This is a genomic window from Aestuariibius insulae, from assembly GCF_040783535.2.
In the GTDB taxonomy this organism is placed as follows: Bacteria; Pseudomonadota; Alphaproteobacteria; order Rhodobacterales; family Rhodobacteraceae; genus Aestuariibius; species Aestuariibius insulae.
The window spans coordinates 1,217,517-1,242,225 of sequence record NZ_JBFONW020000001.1; the positions used below are offsets into that span (position 1 = coordinate 1,217,517).

Annotated in this window: 20 protein-coding genes; 11 read left to right on the plus strand and 9 right to left on the minus strand. The window is 56.6% G+C overall.

Annotation, left to right across the window (positions count from 1 at the left end; translation table 11 throughout):
* Positions 1-11: 11 nt before the first annotated feature.
* Entirely contained in the window at positions 12-1,376 is a 1,365-nt protein-coding gene (locus AAD018_RS05950; protein ID WP_367313049.1) for a sulfotransferase, read from the minus strand.
* 108 nt (positions 1,377-1,484) lie between these two features.
* On the opposite strand from AAD018_RS05950, the gene AAD018_RS05955 reads away from it, so the two are divergent.
* Entirely contained in the window at positions 1,485-2,552 is a 1,068-nt protein-coding gene (locus AAD018_RS05955) for a methyltransferase domain-containing protein (RefSeq protein ID WP_367313048.1), read from the plus strand.
* Between the two features lie 4 nt (positions 2,553-2,556).
* On the opposite strand, the gene AAD018_RS05960 is transcribed toward AAD018_RS05955, so the two are convergent.
* From AAD018_RS05960 to AAD018_RS05980, 5 genes are all read right to left on the minus strand, one after another.
* Entirely contained in the window at positions 2,557-3,717 is a 1,161-nt protein-coding gene (locus tag AAD018_RS05960) for a glycosyltransferase family 4 protein (RefSeq protein ID WP_367313047.1), read from the minus strand.
* A 140-nt stretch (positions 3,718-3,857) separates the two neighbouring features.
* Positions 3,858-4,292, minus strand: a complete 435-nt coding sequence (locus tag AAD018_RS05965) for a hypothetical protein (RefSeq protein WP_367314193.1) — start codon at positions 4,290-4,292, stop codon at positions 3,858-3,860.
* A gap of 35 nt (positions 4,293-4,327) precedes the next feature.
* Positions 4,328-4,735, minus strand: coding sequence for a hypothetical protein (locus AAD018_RS05970; protein WP_367313046.1), 408 nt, complete (start codon positions 4,733-4,735; stop codon positions 4,328-4,330).
* 7 nt (positions 4,736-4,742) lie between these two features.
* Positions 4,743-6,668: a glycosyltransferase gene (locus AAD018_RS05975; protein WP_367313045.1), complete on the minus strand. Its 1,926-nt coding sequence runs from the start codon at positions 6,666-6,668 to the stop codon at positions 4,743-4,745.
* An 86-nt stretch (positions 6,669-6,754) separates the two neighbouring features.
* Positions 6,755-7,225, minus strand: a complete 471-nt coding sequence (locus AAD018_RS05980; protein WP_367313044.1) for a hypothetical protein — start codon at positions 7,223-7,225, stop codon at positions 6,755-6,757.
* A 392-nt stretch (positions 7,226-7,617) separates the two neighbouring features.
* Between AAD018_RS05980 and AAD018_RS05985 the strand changes: the two genes are divergently transcribed.
* Positions 7,618-8,583, plus strand: coding sequence for a tyrosine-type recombinase/integrase (locus AAD018_RS05985; protein ID WP_367313042.1), 966 nt, complete (start codon positions 7,618-7,620; stop codon positions 8,581-8,583).
* A gap of 9 nt (positions 8,584-8,592) precedes the next feature.
* Here AAD018_RS05985 and AAD018_RS05990 read toward each other — a convergent pair whose 3' ends face one another.
* Positions 8,593-8,838 (minus strand): helix-turn-helix domain-containing protein, encoded by a 246-nt coding sequence (locus AAD018_RS05990; RefSeq protein ID WP_367313041.1) that lies wholly within the window; start codon positions 8,836-8,838, stop codon positions 8,593-8,595.
* 396 nt (positions 8,839-9,234) lie between these two features.
* Entirely contained in the window at positions 9,235-9,639 is a 405-nt protein-coding gene (locus AAD018_RS05995; RefSeq protein WP_367313040.1) for a hypothetical protein, read from the minus strand.
* Between the two features lie 191 nt (positions 9,640-9,830).
* Between AAD018_RS05995 and AAD018_RS06000 the strand changes: the two genes are divergently transcribed.
* The 6 genes from AAD018_RS06000 to AAD018_RS06025 all read left to right on the plus strand — a co-directional run bounded on the left by AAD018_RS06000 (position 9,831) and on the right by AAD018_RS06025 (position 15,063).
* Entirely contained in the window at positions 9,831-10,193 is a 363-nt protein-coding gene (locus AAD018_RS06000) for a hypothetical protein (RefSeq protein WP_367313039.1), read from the plus strand.
* Positions 10,190-10,429, plus strand: a complete 240-nt coding sequence (locus AAD018_RS06005; protein WP_367313038.1) for a GcrA family cell cycle regulator — start codon at positions 10,190-10,192, stop codon at positions 10,427-10,429. Before AAD018_RS06000 ends, AAD018_RS06005 begins: the two co-directional genes overlap by 4 nt.
* A complete protein-coding gene (locus tag AAD018_RS06010) occupies positions 10,422-10,760 on the plus strand; it encodes a hypothetical protein (protein ID WP_367313037.1) in 339 nt (112 codons plus the stop codon). Before AAD018_RS06005 ends, AAD018_RS06010 begins: the two co-directional genes overlap by 8 nt.
* The gene (locus AAD018_RS06015; protein ID WP_367313036.1) at positions 10,757-11,863 is read left to right on the plus strand and encodes a DUF7146 domain-containing protein; all 1,107 of its coding nucleotides are present in this window, start codon (positions 10,757-10,759) and stop codon (positions 11,861-11,863) included. Before AAD018_RS06010 ends, AAD018_RS06015 begins: the two co-directional genes overlap by 4 nt.
* On the plus strand, positions 11,860-13,758 hold the full coding sequence (locus tag AAD018_RS06020; RefSeq protein WP_367313035.1) for a phage/plasmid primase, P4 family: 1,899 nt from the start codon (positions 11,860-11,862) through the stop codon (positions 13,756-13,758). The genes AAD018_RS06015 and AAD018_RS06020 overlap by 4 nt, the downstream gene beginning before the upstream one ends.
* Before the next feature lie 498 nt (positions 13,759-14,256).
* Positions 14,257-15,063, plus strand: coding sequence for a hypothetical protein (locus AAD018_RS06025; protein ID WP_367313034.1), 807 nt, complete (start codon positions 14,257-14,259; stop codon positions 15,061-15,063).
* A gap of 23 nt (positions 15,064-15,086) precedes the next feature.
* Here the strand turns inward: AAD018_RS06025 and AAD018_RS06030 are convergent, their stop codons facing one another.
* Positions 15,087-15,428, minus strand: a complete 342-nt coding sequence (locus AAD018_RS06030) for a helix-turn-helix domain-containing protein (protein ID WP_367313033.1) — start codon at positions 15,426-15,428, stop codon at positions 15,087-15,089.
* A gap of 534 nt (positions 15,429-15,962) precedes the next feature.
* Between AAD018_RS06030 and AAD018_RS06035 the strand changes: the two genes are divergently transcribed.
* From AAD018_RS06035 to AAD018_RS06045, 3 genes are all read left to right on the plus strand, one after another.
* Positions 15,963-16,166 carry a hypothetical protein gene (locus tag AAD018_RS06035; protein ID WP_412005187.1) on the plus strand — a complete coding sequence of 68 codons (204 nt, stop codon included), beginning with the start codon at positions 15,963-15,965 and terminating at the stop codon, positions 16,164-16,166.
* Positions 16,167-16,697: 531 nt separating this feature from the next.
* The gene (locus tag AAD018_RS06040) at positions 16,698-19,763 is read left to right on the plus strand and encodes a hypothetical protein (RefSeq protein ID WP_367313031.1); all 3,066 of its coding nucleotides are present in this window, start codon (positions 16,698-16,700) and stop codon (positions 19,761-19,763) included.
* Positions 19,760-24,709: a DEAD/DEAH box helicase gene (locus tag AAD018_RS06045; RefSeq protein ID WP_367313030.1), complete on the plus strand. Its 4,950-nt coding sequence runs from the start codon at positions 19,760-19,762 to the stop codon at positions 24,707-24,709. The genes AAD018_RS06040 and AAD018_RS06045 overlap by 4 nt, the downstream gene beginning before the upstream one ends.

Genomic DNA, 24,709 nt, shown 5'->3' on the forward strand with positions numbered 1-24,709 from the left:
GTCAGGATCTGCTATTGAGCTCGTCGCGATCGTTGAGCAAGACTAAGCTTTAATATGCGCCACGGAGCCGCTATTGTGTTACGACCTGGTCGTTTTATTGCTCGAATGAAAATATGTCCAAGTTGAAAACTTGTGCTACTCCGAGTCTCTATGACGTCGTCTTTCAGAGTGGCGACTTCAGTTTTTAACCGCCTCATAGCAGCTTTGTTTGCCTTATGGGTAATGTCATTTGATTTCTCTCTGGGTTCTTGTACCTTTCTACGAAGCAAGCGTGCACCTGCCAGCTCATGGCGTAAGTCCTCTGCCTTACTTACGGATTCTTTGCGTTTCTGATCAGCAGCAGCTGAGAAGACACGCAGACGTTCAATTTCCTCGGTGGCGAGGACGATCTTACGCTCCAGTTCGACATTCTGCAGAACCGATGATTTAAACTCCTTGCGAGTCGCATCTAAAGTAGATTCGCTTTCTTCCAAAGCTTTGCGCAAGGGCATATCGGTATCTTTGGTATTGGAAGCTACTGAAGACACTTGTTGTTGATGTATACGGTAAGCTTCATTCAGCCAGACACGTAACGGAGCAATTAAGTCGTTTATCTCCAGCGCTTTTTTGAGCAATATCTCACGATCAAATTCCGTACTGACGGCACTCTTCAAAACGTCCCACATCTGTTCGACAGCAGAAATAGAGCATGTGTAGCCGTTGGTTCCACTGCGATTGAGGGTTGGCTCTAGGAGTTCATCTACCGCATTGCGATTCAGCCCACCCTCCAAACCTGTAAACTCACACAAAGCATTGATATGATCCATATCAGCGCGCAAGATGTGTTCATAACGGGCGAAGAAGACATTAGCGCCAGTATCTATAATCGCAGAAAGGTATTTGGTCAGCCAGAAGAGCTCGGCAGTCCCTGCATCCCAGTTATACTGTCTCATCAGAGACGTAACGACCGCCGACGGTTCACGTATACATAGAACAATTTTTGGAACGACCTTTTCGGCATTAAAGATTCGGTGCCACAAACGAAATGTATATGCCGTGTCGGGACTCTTAAAGCCCCACGGCTTTAGACCCTTGTCCGGCTCTGTATCCTCACCCGCAACGCCCTTCCTTAAAAGCTCTCGCAATAAGGGCTCCGCTTTTGAGACGGCGGGATTATCCATCCAGTTTTCTGGCGGCGGCAATCTTAGGGGGCCCACTTGTGCCAGCATCTCACGTTGCAGCAAAAAGATTTCCCGATCTTCAAAACTGCCACGTGGGTTCTGGACACTCGCTTCGATCAAGTCGTCTGATAGACGCATGCCTGCCTTTGCAAGAAGGCCTGAAACGAGTGATGTACCAGATCGACCGGCCCCCGTGATAACGATGCAATCACTCATGTCGGACCCCATGTAATCTGTGCCAAAGCAGGTGTTGCACGGATGCGCCGAGCCGTGCAAGTCTATCAAAGCACTTGATAGACATCGACCTGACATTCAGGAGAAGCAATGTCGCACCAAGCTAATGCAGTCGGGGCAGCTGCATCCTCAAGCAACACCCAACCCCTTGCATCTCTGGCGGATCACCCTGCCACTGAGGCATTTGCCCAGGAGCTTCGAAGCCGCGGTTACACAGACGCTGCAATCGCAAATGTCTCTTATGCGCGCCGTGACCGCTTTCACCGTGAATTTGGCCCAAGAATGACGAGTGCCTTCCCCGAGAGTGCTCCGGCATCAACTCGTAAAGTGGTCGAAATCGGGTGTGGTGCAGGATCTGTTACTCACGCCTTTACCGAGATTTTCAAGAATGTGGATGCCTTTGAGATAGATCTACAAATGTTTGAGCTCTGCCTCGAACGCAAAAAGGCCTATGGCCTCGATAATCTTGAACTCCACCATCTCCCCCCGGCGGACGTCGTCGCCGCAGCCGTCAGTGCAGCTGAGCCTGGTTCAGTGTTCATGCTCTTCGCTGTACTTGAACACATGACCGAAGACGAACGTCTGGCGACGCTTTCCGGGCTTTGGAAAGCTATGGATCCCCAAACTGGAATCCCCGACGCTCATATTTACGTTGGCAATACCCCGAACCGTTTATCGTGGCAGGATCTTCATACGCACGAAATACCCTTCCTGATCGGCTTACCAGATAAGACAGCTCATCGCTATCTAGGCCTTCATCCAGACCTGAAGCTCGCGTCGCATTTACTACAAAGCCATGTTCAAGGGGGAGAGGAAGGCTTTGCGCTTACGCGGGCGCGACGCGGCTTGGGTGTATCGTTCCATGACTTCGAGATTGCTTTTGAAGGCGTAGATCTCGACACCTGTGTGATATTGCCTGACATTGTGAAGCCTTGGCAAAGTCACGATGCTTTATTAATGTCGTTTCTCCTATCTGAAAATATTAAGGTGCCAGTCTGTTTCGGCGTTCGTGATATGAATTTCATGCTGAAGCGTCCGCGGGATAAAGCCGAAGCAGACGCAATTCGAGCACATAACGTTTCGATACGCAAGACGTACGCTACAATGGCCGCAAAACAGCTCGATAAGATCTCGAGAGATTTGCTCGCGTCAGATTAAGATTTTATTGCAGCAGTTTCTGATAAACAGGAAGCAATCGGGTTTCTATAATGCGCCTCCAGTCAAGGGCCTCGGCGGCTTTCCGGTTGGTCTGTATTGTTTTTGTAGAGCGATCTATGCCAGTTTGAAGTACGGTTGCAAGGCCACCGGGTGTGTTGCTGAAAAAATTGAATGCAAACCCATGTCTGCGGCGGAAGGAGACATGACCTGGTGTACGTGAGGCCAGAACCGGTAGCCCAAGTGCGGCATATTCAATCGATTTCAATGATGGTGCTGAGCCAAACATTTCATTCGGAACATAGGCAATTCCAGCATCATAGCTATTCATGCGTTGCCACAACGTCGCCTGATCAACCTGCCCCTGAAACACCACTCGATCAATAAGATTTGCTTTGATCAGATGGCCTTTTAGCTCTTCTTCAGCATTTCCAGCACCGAAAAAGTCTACATGCAGGTTCGGAGTTACCTTTACAGCCTGGGCAATCATATCAAGCAAGGCGTCGATCTTGCGAGTTCTTGATAGACTGCCCACGTAAACGAGACGAAGCCGCGTTGATCCATCTTGCCTATCTCGCGCTGGAGCAAATGGGATAGAGGCGGTGTCGACGCCCGGCGGAATTTCAACGGCCGCGCGCCATCGGCGACGAATATTAGTGCGTAGGCTTTCCAGAGAATGCGTCATCAGGCCGTCGACGTGAAGATGCATTTGTTGAAACCGCTTTAGGCTTGGCGCATCGCGCGGTCCGACATGAGGCGAGCGAAAATCAAGGCACCATTTAATATCTGGAAAAACAGGTTTCAACGTCATAAAATCATCGAAACAATACGGACTTTGTATCATATGAACGATGTCAGGCCGCGTGCTGCGCAAAACGTCGTAGATCGCGCGTCGACGTTCTGCTACTGGACTGGCCGGGACGTCATAAAGCTGCAAACCTGTGGATGGAGCTCTGACAATCTTTTCCTGACCCGGCGTCTGAATAACAAAAACGTCGTGATGCTCTTGGACCAGTCGGACATAGTTCGTAAGCGCAGCTTCCCCCATCGCGCCAAGTGTTGATCTGGCGATGAACCCGATCTTCATCGTGATGGCCCTTTTCGATTTCATCTTGCTGACTAAAGGTAAATTGGAACAGGCTTCAAGCCGATAAAGCTTTTCGATCATACTATAGGCAAAGGGCCAACTAGATCACGTCTTCTTGGTCATAGGCCTCCGAGTTACCTTATCATCACGTCATCGTCACCCTAGCCCGGTAATAGTTCTTCTTCGCTCAGTATCGGTTCGGCGGTCCTACGTCTTGTAACTTAGGGTATACCAAGCTCCGGCCAAAACTCCTTATGCCTCAGATAAATCAACTGTAGAGCCGCATCGATGTCAGCCGGAGGAAATTTTGGCCAAGCCGCCTTAAATTCTGTCGATGCAAAACGCGATGCGTCAAAGAACCCTTGGTAATCCTCGCTAAAATATCTGTTGATACGCGGAGATATATAAAGTTGCTGGACTGTAAGTGCAGCATCAGTTTCGGTCACACCAGCGGCAAGCAGGCTTTCAAGCATATCTAGAGGACGCAATAATAAATGCCCCCATGGGCTGATTGGTCCGTCGGGTTTCTGAAAATTGATATCTTTCGATACATATGCGTGATGCCCTATCACAGACGGCCAGATCGGGCCGAACCTTATGGCAAAAAAACCGCCCGGCACCAACGCACGCCATGCCTTTTCAAGGAACCTCACCATATCCAGCACATGTTCGATCGTTGCAAAGGAGGCAACTATATCGAAGCGTCCGAAAAGGCCGGAGGTGGAAGTGTGGCGTCTCCGTCAATTATCGTGGAAGGCTGCCGGCCTATTTTCTTGGCGTCGGCATCATGGTCAAGGATCTCCACGTCTTTCAGATGTCCAAAGCGTCGTTCTTGATATGCGCCTGAAATACTTCCAATCATATTAACTGAGATCCATGTTGAAGCACCTAAGTCGCTAATCGTGATCTCTGTCGAGATGCTCCAGCCGCCAAACTCCAAAACTCGCCGACCGTCGAAGTCAACATCCTCAGCCATTCTGGCAAGTTCCTCGACCGTGTAGTTAGCAATACCGTAGCGCTTTTGATATTCAACAGACCTACTACACAGAAGGGCGCTACATCCATTTAATACCTTTGTGGCTCCGGAAGAATATGCCATGATACGACTACTCTATCATAGATTGAGGAACTCCATCACTTACGAATGTCATATTTTCTAGCATTTTCTCATTATCGATTTTCCAGCTATGCTCTGCAGCTCCGCGGCGCCAATAGACAAAACTACTGTCGTCGAGGATTGCGAAGCGCCCATCGACACGACCTTGCAAGTTGGAATAGTAATGCGTGTCTGTGGCAGAGAAGTTTCCTTCGGGATACGGGTTCCGGCGAAAAAAACTGGTCCTTCCAGAAAGGGTCGCCCCGCCGATATGCGCCTCCAGTAAATCATCGGACCTAACTAGCTTTAACGTTTGCTTCTCGTCCCGTGCATATGTTTGGTTGAGCTCAGAGAAATAGAAGAACCGGTTCGCCTTTCCAAAAAGATCAAGATCTTGAATGCTTGCGTGCAGTATCATGTCAGAGACGTAATTGGGTCCGTAAAGATCATCATCATCCATCTTCACAATATAGTCGCCTGTCGCCATGCGGATTCCGTGGTTCAGGCTTCCCGCTTCTACTCGTTCAGCAGGCAGCACTGCGATGCGAACATCGCTTCGGATGCCGATCTGTTTTGTCACATCGGAAAGAGTTATCTCATTGCTATTAACAACAAGAACAAGCTCCTTATTGGGATAGGTCTGCGCGTCAAACTGCTTGAGAATGCGCTCCAGATATTGAAGGCGGAACGTTACGGCCAAGACGGATACCTTTGGCTGCACGCGAACTTTGCTATCAAGCCCTAGCCGATCGAAGATAATCTGAAGCCGGTGCGCATAGCTTTCTTTTCCCGCCGCTTGGCGCCACCCTCGTTGGGTTTCGTTTAAAAGATCGACGGGATCAGCGAGCCGTTTCTGGACAGCATCGACCAAATCGCTGCCGCTCTCATAGGAATCATAAAATCCGTCCAGCGCACCTCCTGGCTGCGGGGTGCCGTGCTGAAATATCGCCGTGCCACAGGCAGCAGCCTCTACTAAATCCCAATGCTGCGCATGAGGCGTCACAATCGTCTGCGTCGATACGATCCGCGCAGAGGCGCGCCGCGTCAAAGACCATAGACTTGGACGGGTTACACAGCCAAGCACATGCTCGCCGAGGGGGCCACTCGTCTCGATCTGATTTTTGTAAAGCCGATAGCGCGAGTCAACGATCCGAAGGCCGTCCGGCGTCAGGGTCTCGAGGAACGACAATGCGTCACGATGGCGTATAATATCAGCCCAACCGTCAAAAAGTATCCGTGGAACGGTATCACCTGGCCGTCTGTTACCGGCAAAACCAAGATCCGCAAAACCGCGAGAGGTATCGATCGGGGTTTGAAGAGCAGGCGAACAGGCAGGCGGCAGATATTCGCTATCTCCGCGCTTTACTGTCGAGCGGGAGCGCGAACCGTCAAGATGTCGACCGTCGCTGAAAAAATGCAGATCGAACTGATCAGCCATCCCGCCAAGATGGTCAGCGAATGCGACGTCGAGAGTATCCCAAAAGACGGTCGGGATCCCGGCTGCGCGAAAGGCAACAACGATTTCGGCGATAGAAGTCCCATCAGACTGATCCGCCGTATGGAATTGATCGAGATACCAGTGTCCGTCGAACGACTGGATAAAACTTTCCACAAGCAGGAATGCCGGACGCACTACACCGCATACGACGCGCCAATTCTCTGGCGTAAGAGAAATCGGATTGCAAATTGGCGACAGCCCATATTGTAGACGTGAGCTGCCGATCATGGCGATGTCGATGTTATGCCAGTCTGCCTGACGGATGCCGTCAGTGTTAACGAAAGGATCATCCCACCCAAACACACCAAAGCGTGCCGGGTCACCATCCCGCAAAGACACAGGTTGACCGGACCCGAGATCATCTAGATCAAAAGTAAGGGGGCTGTCGCCATCGAGCACTACCGATGGTTTTTCCGCTGCCAGATCGTCTTGCGCCATAAGTTTTGAGCGCCTTTTCCGTTGCCTCATCAAATTCAAATCATTCTGACATGTCGCAGGCTGATACGTCACCCCTGAAAGGTCTATCATTCGTTCAAAGAGGAGGATCCATATTCCCGTACTGCGAGCCCGAAAGTCTCCACATCTCGAAAGCGTCGCAGTTTCTTACGGCCAGCATCTGGAGCTGTGTGACCTTTCCCTTTGCGATAATAGTTGAAGCTCTCTGAGAGCGTAGGAACGATGGCCGTCTCTGTTTCACCGCCTGGTAGAAGCTCAATGCTTAGTTGATCGCGGTGCGTCAGATCCTGAGGCCTTCGATGCTCTCCGTTCGGTCCTGACGGTAGATCCTTAGAGAGGATCTCTTTGACGAAGTACTCGCGAACTTCTACTGCATTCACTGAGACACCCTCCTTGCCTTGGTAAGGGTCGAAACCCCGCATTTTCACATAAGCAAGAGTTTCCTCGAGCGCATCGATTGGGGACGATGTGTTGTCGAGCGGTTTTCCAGCGTCGAAAGCGGCCTCAACCTGTTTCGAAAACCTATCGAATTTGGCCATCGCTTCTTCTGCGGTCTTGCCTAGAACCTTCGTGATCTCCCGACGACCACCGAAGTTTTTTTCTCAGCTTTTCTAGGATTGCCCGTCGGTAGCGACAGCGCTCATTCGCGTGGAGGCTGAGGTACTTCACTTGTAAGTCCATAGCCAAGCTCTTTGTCGTCATTTCTGTAGTTAATCAAACCACAGAGAGCTAAGGGGTCATAGAAAAAGGGGGGATTTGATGCTGTATATGGTGCCCCCACACCGCACCAATCAGTCTTCTGATCTGTCCTCTTCTTTCATGAATCTCTCCTCAGATCAGCGACTTACCTGGCCCATGCCCCAGAGCTGACCTAGACAAGACGGCCCGAAGTGGTCATCCTTTTACGCACAAATTACGCATGGTGCGTTGGATGGCGAGCATCAGGAAACTCTCTTCGGGACGGTACCGGGCGGAGATTGCCCGGGGCGGTGTGCGCAGATCGATGGTCTGGGCGACGCGGCAACAAGCAAAAGACTGGGCCGCGCAGCAGGAATATCTCGTTCTGAACAAAGAGATCATCACGGCGCAGGCGAAGTTGGCAGAGCTGTTCGACCGATATGCACGCGAGGTCTCGCCGCAAAAGCGGGGCGCTCGGTGGGAGATCATCCGGCTTGAGAAGCTCAAGCGTGACGCCATCGCCGCGATCCGGATAGGGAACCTTCGGCCCGCCGATCTTGCGGGGTGGCGGGACCGGCGTCTTCGGGAGGTCGCGCCGGGATCGGTCATTCGGGAGATGCAGCTGATCTCGTCGGTCCTGAACCTGGCGCGCCGGGAATGGGGGATGATCGCCGTCAATCCGATGAGCGAGGTGCGTCGCCCGAAGGCGCCGCCGCCGCGGGACCGGCTCGCGACGCCGGAGGAGATCGCGCGTCTGGCGGAGTTTGCGGGCGACGATCTCAGGACCGCCACGGGACGCGCCTATCAGGCGTTCCTCTTTTCGATCGAAACCGCGATGCGGGCCGGAGAGATCACTGGCCTGACCTGGGACCGCATCGATCTGGGCCGGCAGGTGGCGCGCCTCGTCGACACCAAGAACGGCCATCCCCGCGATGTCCCCCTGTCCCGCCGGGCTGTGGCGCTTCTGACCGCCTTACCGGAGGCCGATCCCGTCTTTGGGCTTACACCGCCCCGGCTGGATGCGCTCTGGCGCAAGCTTCGCGATCGGGCGGGGGTGGAGAACCTGACCTTCCACGATGCGCGCCACAGCGCGATTACGCAGCTGGCTAAGAAGCTCGATGTGCTCGACCTGGCCCGAATGGTCGGCCATAAGGACCTGAGGATGCTGATGGTCTATTATAACGAGAGCGCCGATGCTCTCGCGAAGAAGCTTGGATGATCCGCGCGGCTATGGCCGTCTGAGCCGGATCGCACCGCCGATGCGGCGCGCCTCCAGACGCCCGTCCTTGATATGGCGCCGCACGGTCCGCTCGGTCACGCCCAGAAGCCTGGCGTAGTCCTTTACCGAAAGCCAGGCGGATTTGGGGCGGACCTGAGCGCTTTCGAGAGCCGTCACCAGACGCGCAAGCTGAGCTTCGAGCGGGGCGATCGCCCGGTGAAGGTCGTCCTCGGTGACGATCCTGACTTGGGTCATCTCAGTCCTCCTGGGTCTCTCTCCGTGGACGGCCGCAGCGTGGGCTCTGCCTCGGCGCGATGAGGCCGGAGCCACGCCTCGTCCGTCCCATGAACGGCTCTCCGATCCTCGATCCGGCAGCCGCTTCGCAAGGGGTATGTTCCGTCCGATCTGCGCGCCATCCCTTCATCTTAGGTCTCCTTTATGAGGGAGAGAGACTATATCCTCTATAGGGGATGTCAAGAGTGGCCGTCCCCCATAGAGGACGTAGCGAGGCGATTTCCCTATGAGATCCACATATCTCAGGTAGAGTCGGTCCTTGGAGGGGCGCTACGGAGGATTAGATGACCACGGACGATTTACTAGAGCTTCTGGAGAAGCTCACGCCGGAACAGAAGGCGATCATTATTGAAGAGATCAAGAAGATGCTGCGCCGAGGATCCTGAGGATTCCGTCGCGGGCATCCGGGTTTTTGTGCAGCAATTCGAGAATAGTCATATCTTCTGGTTTCGCGTCGATGCCGAGCATAATGTAGGCGGGGCTGACCGGGATCGCATCGCAGACTTTCATCAGGCGATCGACCGACGGGCTTTTCCCCTCTTCGAGAATGCTATGAAGGTAGCCAGGCCCTGCGCCTGCTGCCAATGAGATCGCTCGGAGAGACTTATCCGACGCCGCCACGGCCGTACGCAGACGTTCTCTGAAATCACCATACTCCATGCCTTTCTTATCCGCGAAAGGGGATAAAATCGCACGTCCTCGATAGAAGACACTTGCTACGTCCTTTATAGAGGATGTATGGGGTGGCTCATGATCCGACATTCAACCCTCTCAATCCGTATCGATAGATGTCTTGCCCGACCGGGACTATGCCAGTGGTACGGCGACATGAGCGCAGCAGGCAACTCCAAAGTGGGCGCGCGACGGCTCGGTGAGGGCCAGTCTGTGCTGACATGCATCGCTCTGTCGCTTTGGCATTTGACGGATGCGGCTCCTCGGGAAGGGCGACTGCCATGAGCCGCGTGCTCACTGCCGCAGAGCGCGCCCTGATCGACGGGGCCGTTGCGGCGGGCCGCGTCCGCCGGATCCCACCGGGCGAGACCAGCTTGACCACCTATGTCTGGTGCGAGATCGCGAATGACCTGGTTCCGGCTGGGGAGTCTTCTCCTTGGTGTAAGTCCTATCGGTCCGAGGAGGCGCGGCGGCTTTCGGATCGCCATCGTGATCTCTGGAGCCGATTGCAGGCGGGCGAGACCGCCCGTCAGATCGCCGAAGACTGGGGCGTGGGTCTGTCCACGATCCGGCTCGACTGCCGGAAGCTCGGTCTGACCCTGGCGCCGGATGGTCGGCTCCTGTCCTTGCTGGAGGCGCCATGAGCCATCCTAAAGCGACCGACTGGACCGATCAGCGGCTTCTCCAGCTCCTGCATCTGAGGGACGTAGAGGGTCTAACCTTCGCCCAGATCGCGGAGCGGTTCGGTGTCTCGCGCAGCTCTGTGGTTGGCGCCTATCACCGGATCGACAAGGTGATGCGAGATGTACCCGCCGACCGTCATGATGGCTCGATGCCGCCGCGATGGTGGGCGGAGCGACGGCGTATCGGTCATGTCTAGCCGGGCGCCAACAAAGGAAGAGCGGGCGCTTCTTCATCTTGGGGCCGCTTTGTGCTGCCGCCGACTGGATCCGGTAGAGGAGGATATCCTCGTCTCCGAGATGAACCGGCTGCAGCTGCTAATCAATCAGCGTGAAGTCTCCCTGCCGTCGCATGACAAGCAGCCTCTGGGTGACACCACCGTCCAGCTCCTGTCGATCGCGCAAGGTCTTGTGGCCTGCCGCCGAGGCGGGTCGGAGTACGGCCGGCAGATGGTTCAGTTGAAGATGCTTGTGCAGCTTACCCTCATTCGAATGGCGGAGACGCTACTCGGTCGGGAGCTTGGCCAATGAGCGGGTCCGACGATAGACGCCTCGAGGAGGCCCGCGCGGTGCCGATCAAGGAGATTGCGGATCGGCTGAAGATCGAAGGTCTGAAGCCGCTTGGTCATGAGCTCGCCGGTCCCTGTCCCAAATGCGGCGGGACGGACCGGTTTGCCATCAATCCAGGAGACAACGTCTTCAATTGCCGGACCTGCGGCGGTGGCGACGGGATCCGCCTGGTCGAACACGTCCTCAACTGCGACTTCAAGGAAGCTCTCGACTGGCTGGTCGGTGAACGGGCCGTGGAGCTGTCCGATGAGGAGATCGAGCGCCGCCGAAAGAGACGAGAGAAGGACGAAAAGAGGCGCGCGCAGATCGCGGCGCGGAAGCGGGCCGAGGCGATCTCGATGGCGCGGGCGCTTTGGGCCGATGCGCGCATCTTTTCCGGGAGTACGGCCGAGAAATACTTGGCCCTGCGTGGAATCAAATTCGACACATCCCGAAGTGCGCTGCGCTTCCACCCGGCGCTTCGCTACATGCATATGATCGACGGGGCCTGGACAGAACTCCATCGGGGACCGGCCATGCTGGCGGGGATCGTGGCTCCTTCGGGTCAACTGATTGGCGTCCATCGGACGTGGATCGATCTGTCCTCTCCGGAGTCGAAGTGGAAGGCGATCATCGAACACGATGGAACGGTGCTCGATGCCAAGAAGGTGCTGGGCTCGAAGAAAGGCGGCGCAATTCGCCTGACACCGATGGCGACGTCGCCGGTTCTCATCATGGGCGAAGGGATCGAAACGACGCTCGCGGCTCAGGTCGTGCAGCCGGTCCCGAATGCGGACTATTGGTGCGGCATCGATCTCGGCAACATGGCCGGCCGAATGCGGAAGATCAAAGGCCAGCGCTATTCCGGGCTGCCTGATCTGGACGATGAAGAGGCCTTTTTGCCGCCGCCTTGGGTCAAACGTTTGATCTATCTGATGGACGGGGATTCCGAGCCGAAAATGACCCGCGCCAAGCTGGAATGCGGGCTGCGCAGGGCGATGGCCCATTGCCCCGATCTGCGCGGCCAGATCGTCCGGGCCGGTGAGGGGGTGGATTTCAACGATCTGCTGATGGGGTCGGCATGACCGACAAGACGGACGAGGTAAGAGCCGCCTTCGAGAACGCCGAGGATGTGTCGCCAGAGGAACAAGTCTCTTCCGGACCCGGCGCGGCGCCTCGAGACGATGGCTATAGCGACGGTCCCCCGCCCCCCGATCGGCAAGGGCCGCCGGAGAGCATCCCGAGCCCCGAAGTCGAGGGCGCTAAGCAGGCACAGAACGATACCGGCAACAGCCGTCGCTTTGTCATCTATTGCGGGCAGGACGCCTTATTCGTGCCGCGCGTCGGCTGGCATCTCTGGGATCAGAGACGCTGGAAGCTCGATCCCGATGGCATCGCCGTGCGCGGCCTTGGCCAGACGATCCACGAATGGATCGAAAAGGAGATCCCGCACCTCCAGCTCAACGCGGCCGAGCGTCGCCGGGTCGAGCGTCTGGACGCGATCCGGAGCGAGCTGCGGGATCTAGGGGCGGCCTATCCGGATCTCTCGGAGGATGACCGGGCCGAGAAGCGACAGTGTCTGATTTCCGAGCGGGATAAGCTTAACGGGGAGCTTTGGGGGCGCGGATCGTCCCGGGCCCGGCACAAGGCCTTTGCGCGATCGACCGGCAATAGCGGGGCGATCAAGAACCTGCTGCTGGAAGCCACCACCACGCTGCAACGCGAGGTCGAGGATCTCGACGCCGATCCTCTGACGGTCAACACCGAGTCCGGCCTCCTGCGCTTTACCATTGTCGACATGCGCGAGGACGGCGGCGGCAAACAGGCCGAGGTCGTTCTCTTGCCGCATGAGCGGATCGTCCCAATCGAAGGCCGCAACCGGCCGCAATACATCACCAAGCTGATGCCGGTGGAGTACGATCCGGACGCGACCTGTCCGAAGTTTGACCGCTTTCTTGCAACCGTGCAGCCCGATCCGGAGATGCGCGCCTTCTTGCAGCGCTGGTTTGGCCTCTCGGTGACCGCCCTTCCGGTGCAGAAGTTCCTCTATTGCTACGGCATGGGCGCCAACGGCAAATCGCTGCTGGCGGGGCTCATGCGGCGGATGCTCGGCGACTATGCCACGATGGTGAAGATCGAGAGCCTGACGGGCAAGAACCGCAAGTCGGGCTCGGACGCCACGCCCGATCTCATGCGCCTGATCGGTGCCCGCGCCGCGATCACGGCCGAGCCCGAAGAGGGCGAGCGGCTGCAAGAACAGAAGATCAAGGAGATGACCGGCGGCGACGAGATGCTGGTGCGCAACCTGCATTCGGACTTCGTCGAGTTCACGCCCTACTTCAAGCTTGTCTTCACTGGCAACCACAAGCTCGAGATCCGAGGCACCGATGACGGGATCTGGCGGCGGCCGCTGCTCTGCCCGTTCGAAGTGCAGATCCCTGAGGCGCGGCGCGACGAGAAGCTCGGCGACACGCTCTTCGAGGAGGAGCGCTCGGGCATCCTGAACTGGATGATCGCGGGCTTGATCGACTATCTCGAAGGCGGTCTGCAGGAGCCGCCGCAGGTGCTGCAGGCGACCGAAGAGTACCGCAAGGACAGCGATCCGATCGGCGACTTCCTTGCGACGGCCTGCGAGATGGATGGCAGCGCGGAGTTCATCTCGGCCCGCGATCTCGTCGATGCCTGCTATCTCTATCTGCTCGAGAACACGGCCCATGCCTGGCAGCCCGGCAATCTGCAGCGCAAGCTCAAGGACCGCAGCGGTAAATACCGGCACCCGAACAGCGGCAAGACCTATCAGCGCCACAAGCGGGTCGGTGTGCGTGGCTATAGCGGCGTCCGTCTGACGGGCGACATGCGCCAGCGCCTCGCTGACGCCCCTCGCGACGCCAAAGGCCTGCCGATGGTCCGCAAGGACAGCTCTGGCAACGCCAGCGGCGCCAGCGGCTATGGACCGCCGGACGAGGATGACTTCACGTGATGCTCCGGGCGGCCTCCTCCCCTCAAAGCGCCGCCCGCACCCCGCACCCCTTTACCCAAGTTCTTCGAATTCTGGGGCCGAATTCCGAGATCGGCCCCAGAACGGGGCCGTTCTTTCGCGGGCGTTCGATCCGAAAACAGTATGGGCGACAAAGGCTTACTCCTCGTTCGGGGCGGCTGGGGCGTTTGGGGCGCAAATTGGCGGGGTTCACGTGCGCGCGCGAGATCCGGGGTGTGGGGAGCTTTGCTTGCAGGAGATCTCTCACGTGTAGGTCCCGATTCTGCGCCCCAAGCGCCCCACGGGCCCCACCGTCTTGATTATGCGTTTCTGTTCAGTGGGTTATCTGTTTGGCGCCTTTGCTGGGGTTCGGCCCCAGCTTTACGAGTTCTGCCCCAGCCGCCCCATGAGCTGACTCTCTCATTCAACATATTCTCTCTCCTTCTGTCGAAGGAACAACATCTAGGAATCAAAGGTGAAACAATGGGCCAAAGCGCCAAAATGACTAAAGAAGAGCAGGCAGCCATCGACGCTTTCCTGGAAAAAACCGAGGTCACCCGGATCGCGCCAAGCGAGCCCGGTGAGACACCGGATGACGGTCAGTCCCGGTCGACAGTCATCAATCTGCCGCCTCGACCAGTGGCTCCACATCCTCGGCCGCGTCAGCTTCCGTCCGAGCGGGGCATTCTCGAGGCCCTTGAATGGGCCTTCGCACGTGAGAAGGTCCGTCTGGAGTTCGTAGACCAGCCCGCGCCCAAAGCCCGCGGCTATGGGATGGAATATGTGCTGCTGCAGCGTGCCGGTCTGGGCGGCATGCGGATCGATACCTCGATCGGCCGGAGCTCGGCCCATGAGGATGCGGAGACGATCGCGGCTGTCTTGGCTGACCTTCCAACTGAGCTCGGCGGGCGGCGGATGGCGATCACGATTGCCGAACTGGCCCGAACCGGACGGCAGCCGGACTGGATGCCGGAGGCCCGGCCGCGGATCGAGCCGGTCGAGCGCAATCTGAAGGGCATGGCCAAGACCGCGGTGCTCGAGACCCTCACCGTCCGGCGTCCCATGCGGAACGGCTTACGGGGTCGCAGCTGGGTCAGTCGCAAGGTGGAGGTCCGCTGGTGCCCGTGCCGCTGGCATCCAGACGCTGCCGAGATCAGCGCCGCTCGGAATGCCTATATCCGTTGGTGGATGGCGGTGGATTGGTTGCGGCGAAAGCTGAAGACGGAAGGCGTCTTGCGGAAGGTCAGGCTGAGCGACGCCATGCCAGAAGCGACGCCGTGGCGGAAGGTAGGCGAGGCGAAGCGATGAGAGGAGTCTGGCCCCTCCCTCGCCTAGCGTCGCGCAAGCGCGTGGATGAGCCGGAGCAGGGCCGCCCGTTTGGGCGTGTCCGAGATCGCCATTACGGTCTGCGCGAGTTGTAGCGCCTCGGGATCGACTGCGGTCACTGCATATCTGCCCTTCGGCTCGTCGAAGAACCAGCCGACTGGTTGTTCCAGGAGCTGCGACAGCTTGAAAAGACGGCTGGCAGGCACCCGATTGGTCCCATTCTCGTATTTTTGGACTTGGGTGGTCGAGACGCCGAGCGCTTGCGCGAGATCCTCCTGCCGGAGGGTTCGGGCCGTCCGGATCAGACGGATCCTCCGCCCCACCAGCTGGTTTATGGGATCGGACATCGGCTCAGCGGAATGGCGGCGCGGATCATCATCGGCACTGGTCTACCCGTCCAAACCAGAACGTCCAGGCGAAACCTCAAAGGACATGGGTGTTGGTGGCGAACGCCGCGCTCGAAGTAGAGTGGAGATGACATAGGGCACAGCATGTCGTCGATAGTGACCTCGAGGTGAACCGGCAGCTCAGTCGTCCGAGCGGGAGGGGGGTAGGTCAAACCTTCGGAGCCCTCCAGCCCTAGACCCGTCCCCCTATCAGGCGCAGATTTTTTTTGCACAGGACCGGAAAATCAAGAGCGGAGGGGAAGGGAGATGGGGTGCGACATGCGGGTGATCTGCGCTGGCGTAAGAGGAACGATAAACAAATCAAAGAGTTAGCTATTCCCGGCAGATCAGGCAGAGACCGGCCTCCAAGATATTGAGCGGCGTCGGGGCTGAGAAAGGCGATTAAGTTTTGGGGGAGGATAATAGGGAATGGAGCAAGGCGAACGAGACGCCTTGGCTCGAGGGGCGGAAAGGCGACATTCGCCGTTTTGCAGCATGAAACTGCGCGATGTACGAAAGCAGACTTTCGACGCCAAGACCTGGCGGCGGTCTTGTTTCCGGACGGTTCTTCAGGATATCGGCAGTTCGCTGCAGGTGCGAACTGTTGCTGCAACCGTTTCGAGTGCCGCAAGTATTCTCGAAGCTGAACTGCTGCCCGCGAAATCCCTTGCCGTTATGTGGAGCCCGCGCCAACGCTGAAGGAGCAGACGAAAGCGAAAGAGCCGTCTCACCAGCTGGGCCATTCTCGGATGGGTCGACGGAAAACCCCGCCATGAAACTGTTTTGATTCGGGATGGTCCCAGCGGAACACGTCTATCGAAGGCTTCGATGGGGAGATCTTTGACAACATGGACGACGCACAGCGCGAGCTGACCCATGGTGATACAGCTACAACACGGTATGGCCGCAATTGACCCTGCAAACATGACGTCGCGGCCGACGTGCCGTGCGGTTGAGCAATTTGAGGGCTCCGCGCCCGACACGGATCAACCATACAGCTGGCCGGACCACCCAAAAGCAACTTGCAAGCTCTCGTAGCGAATGAGGGATCCGCAGGCGAACCTCAGAGTCGAGCGAAAGGTTTCTTTTTTCAGTGCCTTGCGTCCATCTGAGCCTTGTGTGAGTTTTAATAAGAGAGAGGGGCTCATGGTTGAAAGAATGCAATAGTACCTTCAATATCGAACATTAGGCTTTGCCTTCGTCTTATGCCTTTTTGCAAAGTGAACTATAGTGGCGATCAGCGACCTAAGCGTAATTGAGAAAGAAATGCGGTCTCTGTGGACTGCCGAAAGCTCGGCTCCATTTATTGCTGACCTTGAGCTTTCCGACTCTCTCTTCGCCTCTGCCCGACGCGTTGCACGCCAATACTCGATCGACATGCTCTTGATGAGGTTCCCGACACTCGGGGTCTGGGCCGTCCTCTACCCGCTTTCGAAGAGTTACACAGCCAAAGACCGGGAGGTTTATCCTCACCTAGAAGCATTTCTCAACCAGTCGATCCGCGGCGATGATCGTAGAACATTTAAAGCTCGGTTCGCAACAGCGGCCAGAAGAATCGGCATTCCGATTGTGAGCAGCACTGATCCGACGACAGTGTTTTTCGCACCACTTGGCGCGCCGGAGCCTCAACATGAAAACCTTGCAAAAGCTTTCCTTTGGACTGCGATCCAAGAAGGTCCACCGGCGATCGAAGATACGGTTGCCTCCCGGCATTGGCAACGAATTGCGGTTGATAATCATTGTGCGGGACAACCGCGTCTTATCGCCCCAATTCGCTTCGATGAATCCGCCCATTACGCGCGCCGTTTCGATGCTTGGCGCCGTGGCGATACTGGTGCTGGCGAGGGCGAAAGATCCCTCTTCGAAGCTTACGACACATTTGCGAGCCGGATTGGAAAGAAACGATCCGATATTGTTGGACCACCAGCAGTCATCTGGCATCGAAATGGACTTGGGCTTCTGCCTGAGAAGTCATCAAAATCTCAGTCGATCAAGGATGGTATATTCGCAAGACAGATACCTGGTGGGAAGCGAACATCCATAGAGGCCCCGTGGCCCGATACAATCAACTGGATTGCGGGATCTGCAAACATCGACGTTGCGTTCGCACCCACCGAAAACGAAGTGATGCTCTTCGATGCCGACAGTGGTTCGCTGCTATATCGTGTCGATGAGACGATCGACGAAGTCCAAGTATCTGCGACGCGACTGATTGCTATCAGCAAGGTTCCTTTCAGCGCATCAGAGTTTGGAGCAGCGATCCCGACCGCTGATCCTGCAGTTTTCTCTGCGTGGATCGAAATCGGTGAAACGCTCTCGTTATCAGATCGATCTCTCTTGCAAATCGCCGCTCCGATCGACACGGCGATCTGGTTTGATGGCACCGTTCTCGGGAGAAACGGAAATAGCGCTCTCTATGCGAATGACCTCAAGATTCATATGCGGCTTGATCTTGAGGTTGGTGGCGAAGAGCGGATCTTGCGTGCACGAATTGGCGTCTCGTCGCGATACAGGAGCATCCGCATCAATGGTAAGAACGACGCGAGCGTCACATTCAATAGTTTCGGCTTCGATCCTAACAGCGACCCCGGAAAGATCATCGTCGAAGTCTTGATCCCCGGCGCTGCTGGTGATCCAAACGCACGCGCAGATCTCAAAGCGACCTCCTGGGTCTGGCCCGGCGTGACACCGCCGACCGGCGATCTTGAAAACGTCGAGGTTCCCTCCAACTACGTGCCTGCAAGAAGTTCTGGACTGCACGTTGACTCCTTTGATCGACTTTCGGTTGATCCGCGATCTGAAGCTGAAACACCAATCCTTGGCCTTGCGCTCGAAGAGCAAGCCTTCGAGTTCGATCTGATCGCCCGATCTGAAAAGCTCTGGCACTTTCGGATCGCGAGCAATGATCAGGTGTTCGTCCCAAAAGGAGGAACGGTGACTTTTGGCTACGACAATCGCCACGACATGCTCCGATTTCGCTGTCACGATCGTAATGCGGACCTGATTGTCCTCGGCCAGCAAATCAATCGCCCGTTCATCCAACGCCAAATCTTTGAGATTGGGGCTGAGAAACTCGAAGAGGATACAGGAGACGACCGCATCGCAATACGACGCGCGGATGGAAAGCTGGACCTACTCGCTCGCCTTCGTCGCGTCACCGACGCTGGCGCCCTCGCGCTGCACGAAGCTGAAGATTTGGCCGTCCTAACGCTTCGACCACATGATGACGTCGACTTCCTGCGCGTTCATGTAGAAAAGGTCGGACAAGAAACCGATGTCGGAGATTACACCTTCGGCGTGTTGCCGGCATCACTGCCACCTCTTCCGGCCATCGAGGCCACGAGAGACCAGGGCACCAAGCTGATCACGGTTCGTGTCGACAAAGCCCAGCTCTCGGGTCCGGCGCGAATCACATTTGAAACCATATCGGTCAACGGCGTCATCGAACCCGTAGGGGATGGATCTCGATCCCCCGTTGCGATCGGGATCTCCGGGTCAATCCCCGCCGACCGCAGTGCCGTTGTCAAACTTGCTGAAATGCTGGCGCATCCGGAACCTGACGCACTGAGCGGACAAGTGTCGACAGCACTATACCCCGCCTATGCGCAGGCATTCGACGTTCTCACCAAAAACAGGATCGTCGGGGCCATCAAGCCAGTTCTGAACGTCACGCGACTTGGCGGGGGCACAGCTCGCCACGACATAGTCGGGGTGGCACCTTGGGTATTCGAGGCTGGGGCCCACGCTCTTTCCGGGCTTTCGGAAGGAACGGGTTTCACGAGCCTCGATCTCATGAAGTCCATCCAAGCACCGGAACCACCTCCAGACCTCATGGTCCGGCATCCGCTTGGAGCATGGATCAATCGACTGCAAGAAGACCCTGATATTCCGAACGGGTTGTCAGCGAACGCCTTAAGCACCGCATTTGTCGATCTTCGCTTCCGTTTGAGAGAGACAGACATGGTGGACCTAATTGGAGGCGGCGCTCTTGGCAATGCTTGCCGGATTATCTGTGAAGCTCACGTTGAGCACCTAAATGAAATTCGAGCCTTTGATAACAATGGAGGCGGAGACCCAATTCCTGCGAAGATCGCGATTCAGATCGAGCGTTTCGCTCGTGCTTGTGCCGAAAAGCGATCAGAGGAGTTCCTTCATGATTTGATTTTGAGAACGGGGCTATCACGGCAAGACATCGGTTCCACCATGACCATGATGCTACGCGCAGGCGTCCAACTCTTCGCCTATTTTCGTGCCCTCTGGGGCCACGCGACCACTCAGGGAGCATTCATCCAATGACAATTCTCGATCCGAATGCCTACCGCGAAGACCTCAATCGGACCCTCGCGCGTTTTGTGGCAACATCTTCTCCAATAAATGAGATCCGCGCGCCCAAACTTGCCGAACGACTCCGCGAAAAAGTCAGACGCCTCACCTTCGTAAAAGGACCATACGTCGAAACTCTTCCAGATTTCGAAAAAGGGCGCAGCCTCGCACAACTTCACAGTGAAGGTCTACTGGACCACAGATGGGTCGAATTTGGTCAGAATGAGCCCTCCGTGTGGGAGCGTCCCCTTCATACCCACCAAGAAGAGACACTGCTCCGGGACGAGAACTATCTCGTCGCAACCGGAACAGGCTCGGGTAAGACGGAAAGCTTCCTCTACCCAATGATCAATGACATCCTCAAGGAGGGTAATCTCGAACGGCCTGGCGTGCGCGCTATCCTCGTATATCCGCTCAACGCTCTGGCGAACGATCAACTCGGCCGGATTGCCCAGCTCCTATTTCGCGATCTCGGAGATCCTGGCATCACGCTTGGCCGCTACACTGGGCAGGTGAAATCCCATGCAACTCGAGAACAGGAAGTCACAAGGCTCCGCGAAACCCCCAGCTTCCAACAAACCTTCGGAGAGGACGCCGACGTTCCTCTCAACTGGAAGCTCTCGCGGCAGGAAATGCGGCAGACACCCCCGCACATTCTCATCACCAACTATGCGATGCTGGAGCATATTCTGCTCCTGCCTACAAACCGCCCGCTCCTTCAGAACGCGCGCCTCGCTCGCATCGTTCTCGATGAGATCCATACGTATACGGGCGCTCAGGCGATCGAAGTCGCCTTCCTACTGCGGCGCCTCAAGGCTCACCTTGAGATCCCTGATGGAAAAGTCAGATGCGTTGGTACATCGGCATCGCTAAACCCAAAGCGGAAAGGGGAGCTTTCCGACTTCGCCGAAAGACTTTTCGGCGAGCCCTTCGCTGGCGAACCCGCAGTCATTACATCAAAGAGAAAACTGCATCCAAAATTATCCAAGCCTGCCTCGGCAAGTGGCCTTAGCTCTGACGACTGGGCTAACGCCTCCAACTTGGCAAACATGGTTCGCGAGACCGTTCAGACAGGCGCTCCCATGGACATCGAGAGCTGGAATGCCGAAGCGGAGTTCCTTGGGCTGGACGCACTAAACCTCGACCCCTCTCACCCTTCATTGGGTGATGCATTAATCGAACGGCTGTCAGACTTCGAGGAAGTTCACGAAATCGCCCGCCGCCTCGAAGGCGGATCCATCCCCCTCCCTCGGCTTGCTGAGAACGTGTTTCCCGATGCGGATGAAGGCGCAATTCCAGCACTGGTCGGTTTGATCTCTATCGGCGTTTTGGCTGTCAGCGGAAGCGCTGCCGTCTTTCCTCTTCTCCCTGCTCGATACCATTTGATATCGCGAGCACCGGACAGAACCGGCGTATCCCTTAAGGCCAACGACAGCGAAAGCCTGTCGCAAGTCGTCATTGGTGCAGAAATGGATGACGAAGCGCGCCCCGCTTTTGAGCTCTTCGTCTGCCGAAATTGCGGCGAACCCTATATCGAGGCTTGGGATGGCCCCACGCACCTTGAGGCGACGCCGGGTGGCGGCCCTCGTCGTCTTCTGCGCTTGGTCTCTGGCGGCAAGGCTGTAGAGGAGGATGATGAAGATGACACCTCGAGTGAAGATGATACACCGCACATGATTTACTTCGACCCCGCTTCTGGCCTACCGGTCGAAGAGGAGGCGGCTGGCGCTGTTGCCCTCGAGAATGTCGAGCTGCAAGAGGATCCCGACGACGGTCGACGTTACATGCCGCGCTGCGTAGCATGCCACCATCGCTCATCCAGATTTCCGGAGCCGATCACGACGGTTAGGCCGGGCGATGAAGCCCTTGCTGCCGTTGCTGCGCAGTCCATCCTTGAATCGATGCCTGCCAGAGATCTCGGAACCAATCCCCCCATGGATGGACGAAACCTGCTGGTCTTCTCTGACAACAGACAGGACGCCGCGTTCTTTGCGCCCTTCTTTGAACGCACCTCGCGAGAGCAAGCCCTTCGCAGTGCTATTCTCCGCGCCGTCGAAGCCAATGGCGAAATCGACATCGACAATCTTGTCTCTGCCGTTCGAAACGAGCTTCGTAAAGACGGACTAAGACTTTACCGGCCCGGTGTTCTGCCAGAGCTCGAGACCGGCACAAATGAAATGCAGCGCCTGAAGGCCCTGATCGTCGCTGAGCTGACAACCCTCGGCCGCGGACGTCTCGGCCTTGAAGGCTTTGGGCTCCTTGGCGTCAACTACGATCAACTCGATCGTGCGGTCTTCGCCGTCGAGAAGCACTTTCCGAAAAAGATGAAGCCCTTCGCGGAAGCTTACGTCCGTTATCTTCTCAAGATGATCAGAGAACATCGCGCTGTCTCAGATCAGGGATCAGGCATGATAGACCTGGTCGATGAATCAGTCTGGACCCGCATTGCGGCGCAGCAGACGCGCTGTTTTACACGAGAGAAAAATAGCCGAGCAACAACGGCGATGAATCTCATCCCCGCGGCAAATCGACCAAACCGCTTCACCGCTCTCCTTAAAAAAATGGCGACCGCAACAGGGGAGGCTATCGACGACAACCAGATACTCGATGTTCTGACTGCGTTCTGGAAAGTGATGGAGGGGCCTCGCTCCATCACTGCCCGCCATGGAGTAGGACGGGGCCTTAGGTTTGGCCCCGGCATCAAAGTCGTGCCTGGCCAGGACACCCACCTTTATCAGTGCATCAAGTGCGGAAGTCGAACTCAGTTCGACACCGCTGGAGTTTGTCAGTCCATGGGCTGCAAGGGAACCTTGACTGAAATCGCCGCAGAGGAGCGCGCGGATCTCTTCGAGCAAAACCACTACGTTGCAAGATACCACGAGCATCCAGCCATGGGGATTGCGCGCGAGCACACTGCGGCGATTGCCGGTGAAATCCGAACCGCGATCGAGGAAGACTTCAAAATCGGGGAGGTAAACCTTCTTTCCTGCACGACGACGATGGAGATGGGCGTCGACCTCGGTGATCTGGAAAGTGTCCTTTGCAAGAACGTTCCGCCATCCATCGCAAGCTATCAGCAGCGGGCAGGCCGGGCAGGGCGACGCGCCCAAGTCGCCCCTATCGTTCTGACAACCTCCCGCTCCGGGAGGTATGACCGTTCTGTCTTCGAACGGTTCGAAGAATATCTGGCTGAGCAACCACGCGTGCCGTATCTCAGCCTGGACAACGGTGGTTTCTTTCAGCGTCACCAGCTCTCAATGCTTCTGGCGAAATTCCTCGAACGCCGCCTCGCAGACTACCAACGAAGCGGGTCTCCTCAACTTCGCGATGTCTTCGCCAGCGCTTTGACAGACGACGCGCGCCTTGCCTTTGATGAAAATTTCAACACTTGGCTCGACAACGCAGATGAAGACGTCGCGGCAGCGGCCGCGCTCGGAACGCGTCTACCTGCCGCAAATGCGGATATTGCGCTCGATGCAGAAGGTTGCCGCCGAGAGTTACGCAATAGAGTGATGCAATTCGCCGATGCCGTTTGGGGGCGTTGGACCATCATGCAGTCCGGCATAGATGATCTTGAAGAGGAGCGAAAGCAACTCGACGCCAACGACTCTGCCGGTTTCACACGCATCGGCCGATACCAAGAGGCGCTTCGCACACAACAACGCCTCTACATCGGGCAGTTCATGATCGATCAGCTGTCTCGGCGCGCGGTCATCCCCACCTATTCATTCCCAGTGCACTCCGTTTCTCTCGAAGTTCTCAACGCGGCTGGTCAAACGTCCGACACTTCCGTGCTCGAGCTTGATCGTGATGGAGCCATCGGCATCTCAGAATATGCTCCTGGTTCGGAAATCGTCGCTGGTGGCCGTGTTTGGATCTCTGACGGGATATCAAAGCGATCCAAGTTCACCGGTGATGACGCGTTTATCGAGAAGGCTCAGTATCGCGTTTGCGAAGTCTGCCGATCTCCGCAGATCACCCCTCAACGTGTCACCCGCGACGAAAACTGCTCTCAATGCGGTGCGCAGTTCTCTTCCATCAATAGAAAGCGCGACTTCCTCATGCCGCACGGCTTCCTCACGTCGGTGCGCGACGGTCAGGGCCGAGACCCGGGCGCGAGTCGAATTCGATCGACCGTATCCGAAGAGGCGCTTCTGCTGACCGAAGCGCCAATCTCAAGCTACACGCCGACGGATGTGCCGGGGATTTTGACCTTCCACGCGCCAGGCTCAAACCGCCCTGACGATCAATTGGGGCGCATCATCACTGTCAACAAAGGGCGGCATGGCGGCGGATTTGCTTGGTGCCCCCGTTGTGAGCACGCCGTGCCTGCAATCAGTGCTGGCCCCAACAATGCCTGGCAGCAACCTATGACCTTGGAAGCTCATACCAACCCACGAACGGGGCGCGATTGTCGATACGACCCCTCATTCCCAGTCTGGCCGATCGATCTCGCGCATGTCTTCGAGACAGACGTGCGCGCTATTCTCTTTCAAGGTACACCTCATGATCCAAACGGAGATCTAATTACGTCGACGAATATCGACCGCACATTGCAAGAAGCTCTACGCCTCGGCGCAGCAGAGCTTCTCGAGACGGACGCGCGTGACCTTCGGGCCATTGTTCAAAGGCTCGACGGCCATCTCGTGATTGTGCTTTATGACACGGTGTCCGGCGGGGCTGGTTATTCGACGCGGCTGACGCGGGAAGATGGCTTTCAATCTGTGGACCTTCTTCTCGCTGCCCGAAGAATCCTAAATTGCGAGAACCCCGACTGCGTGACAAGTTGCACGCGCTGCCTCAACGACTACTCGAACCAACGACTATGGTCTGAGTTCGAACGGCGCCCCGCACTTGCATGGATTGAAGCGATCCTTCTCGATGCTGGCGTGAAGCTCACGCAAAGCTGGAACAAATAA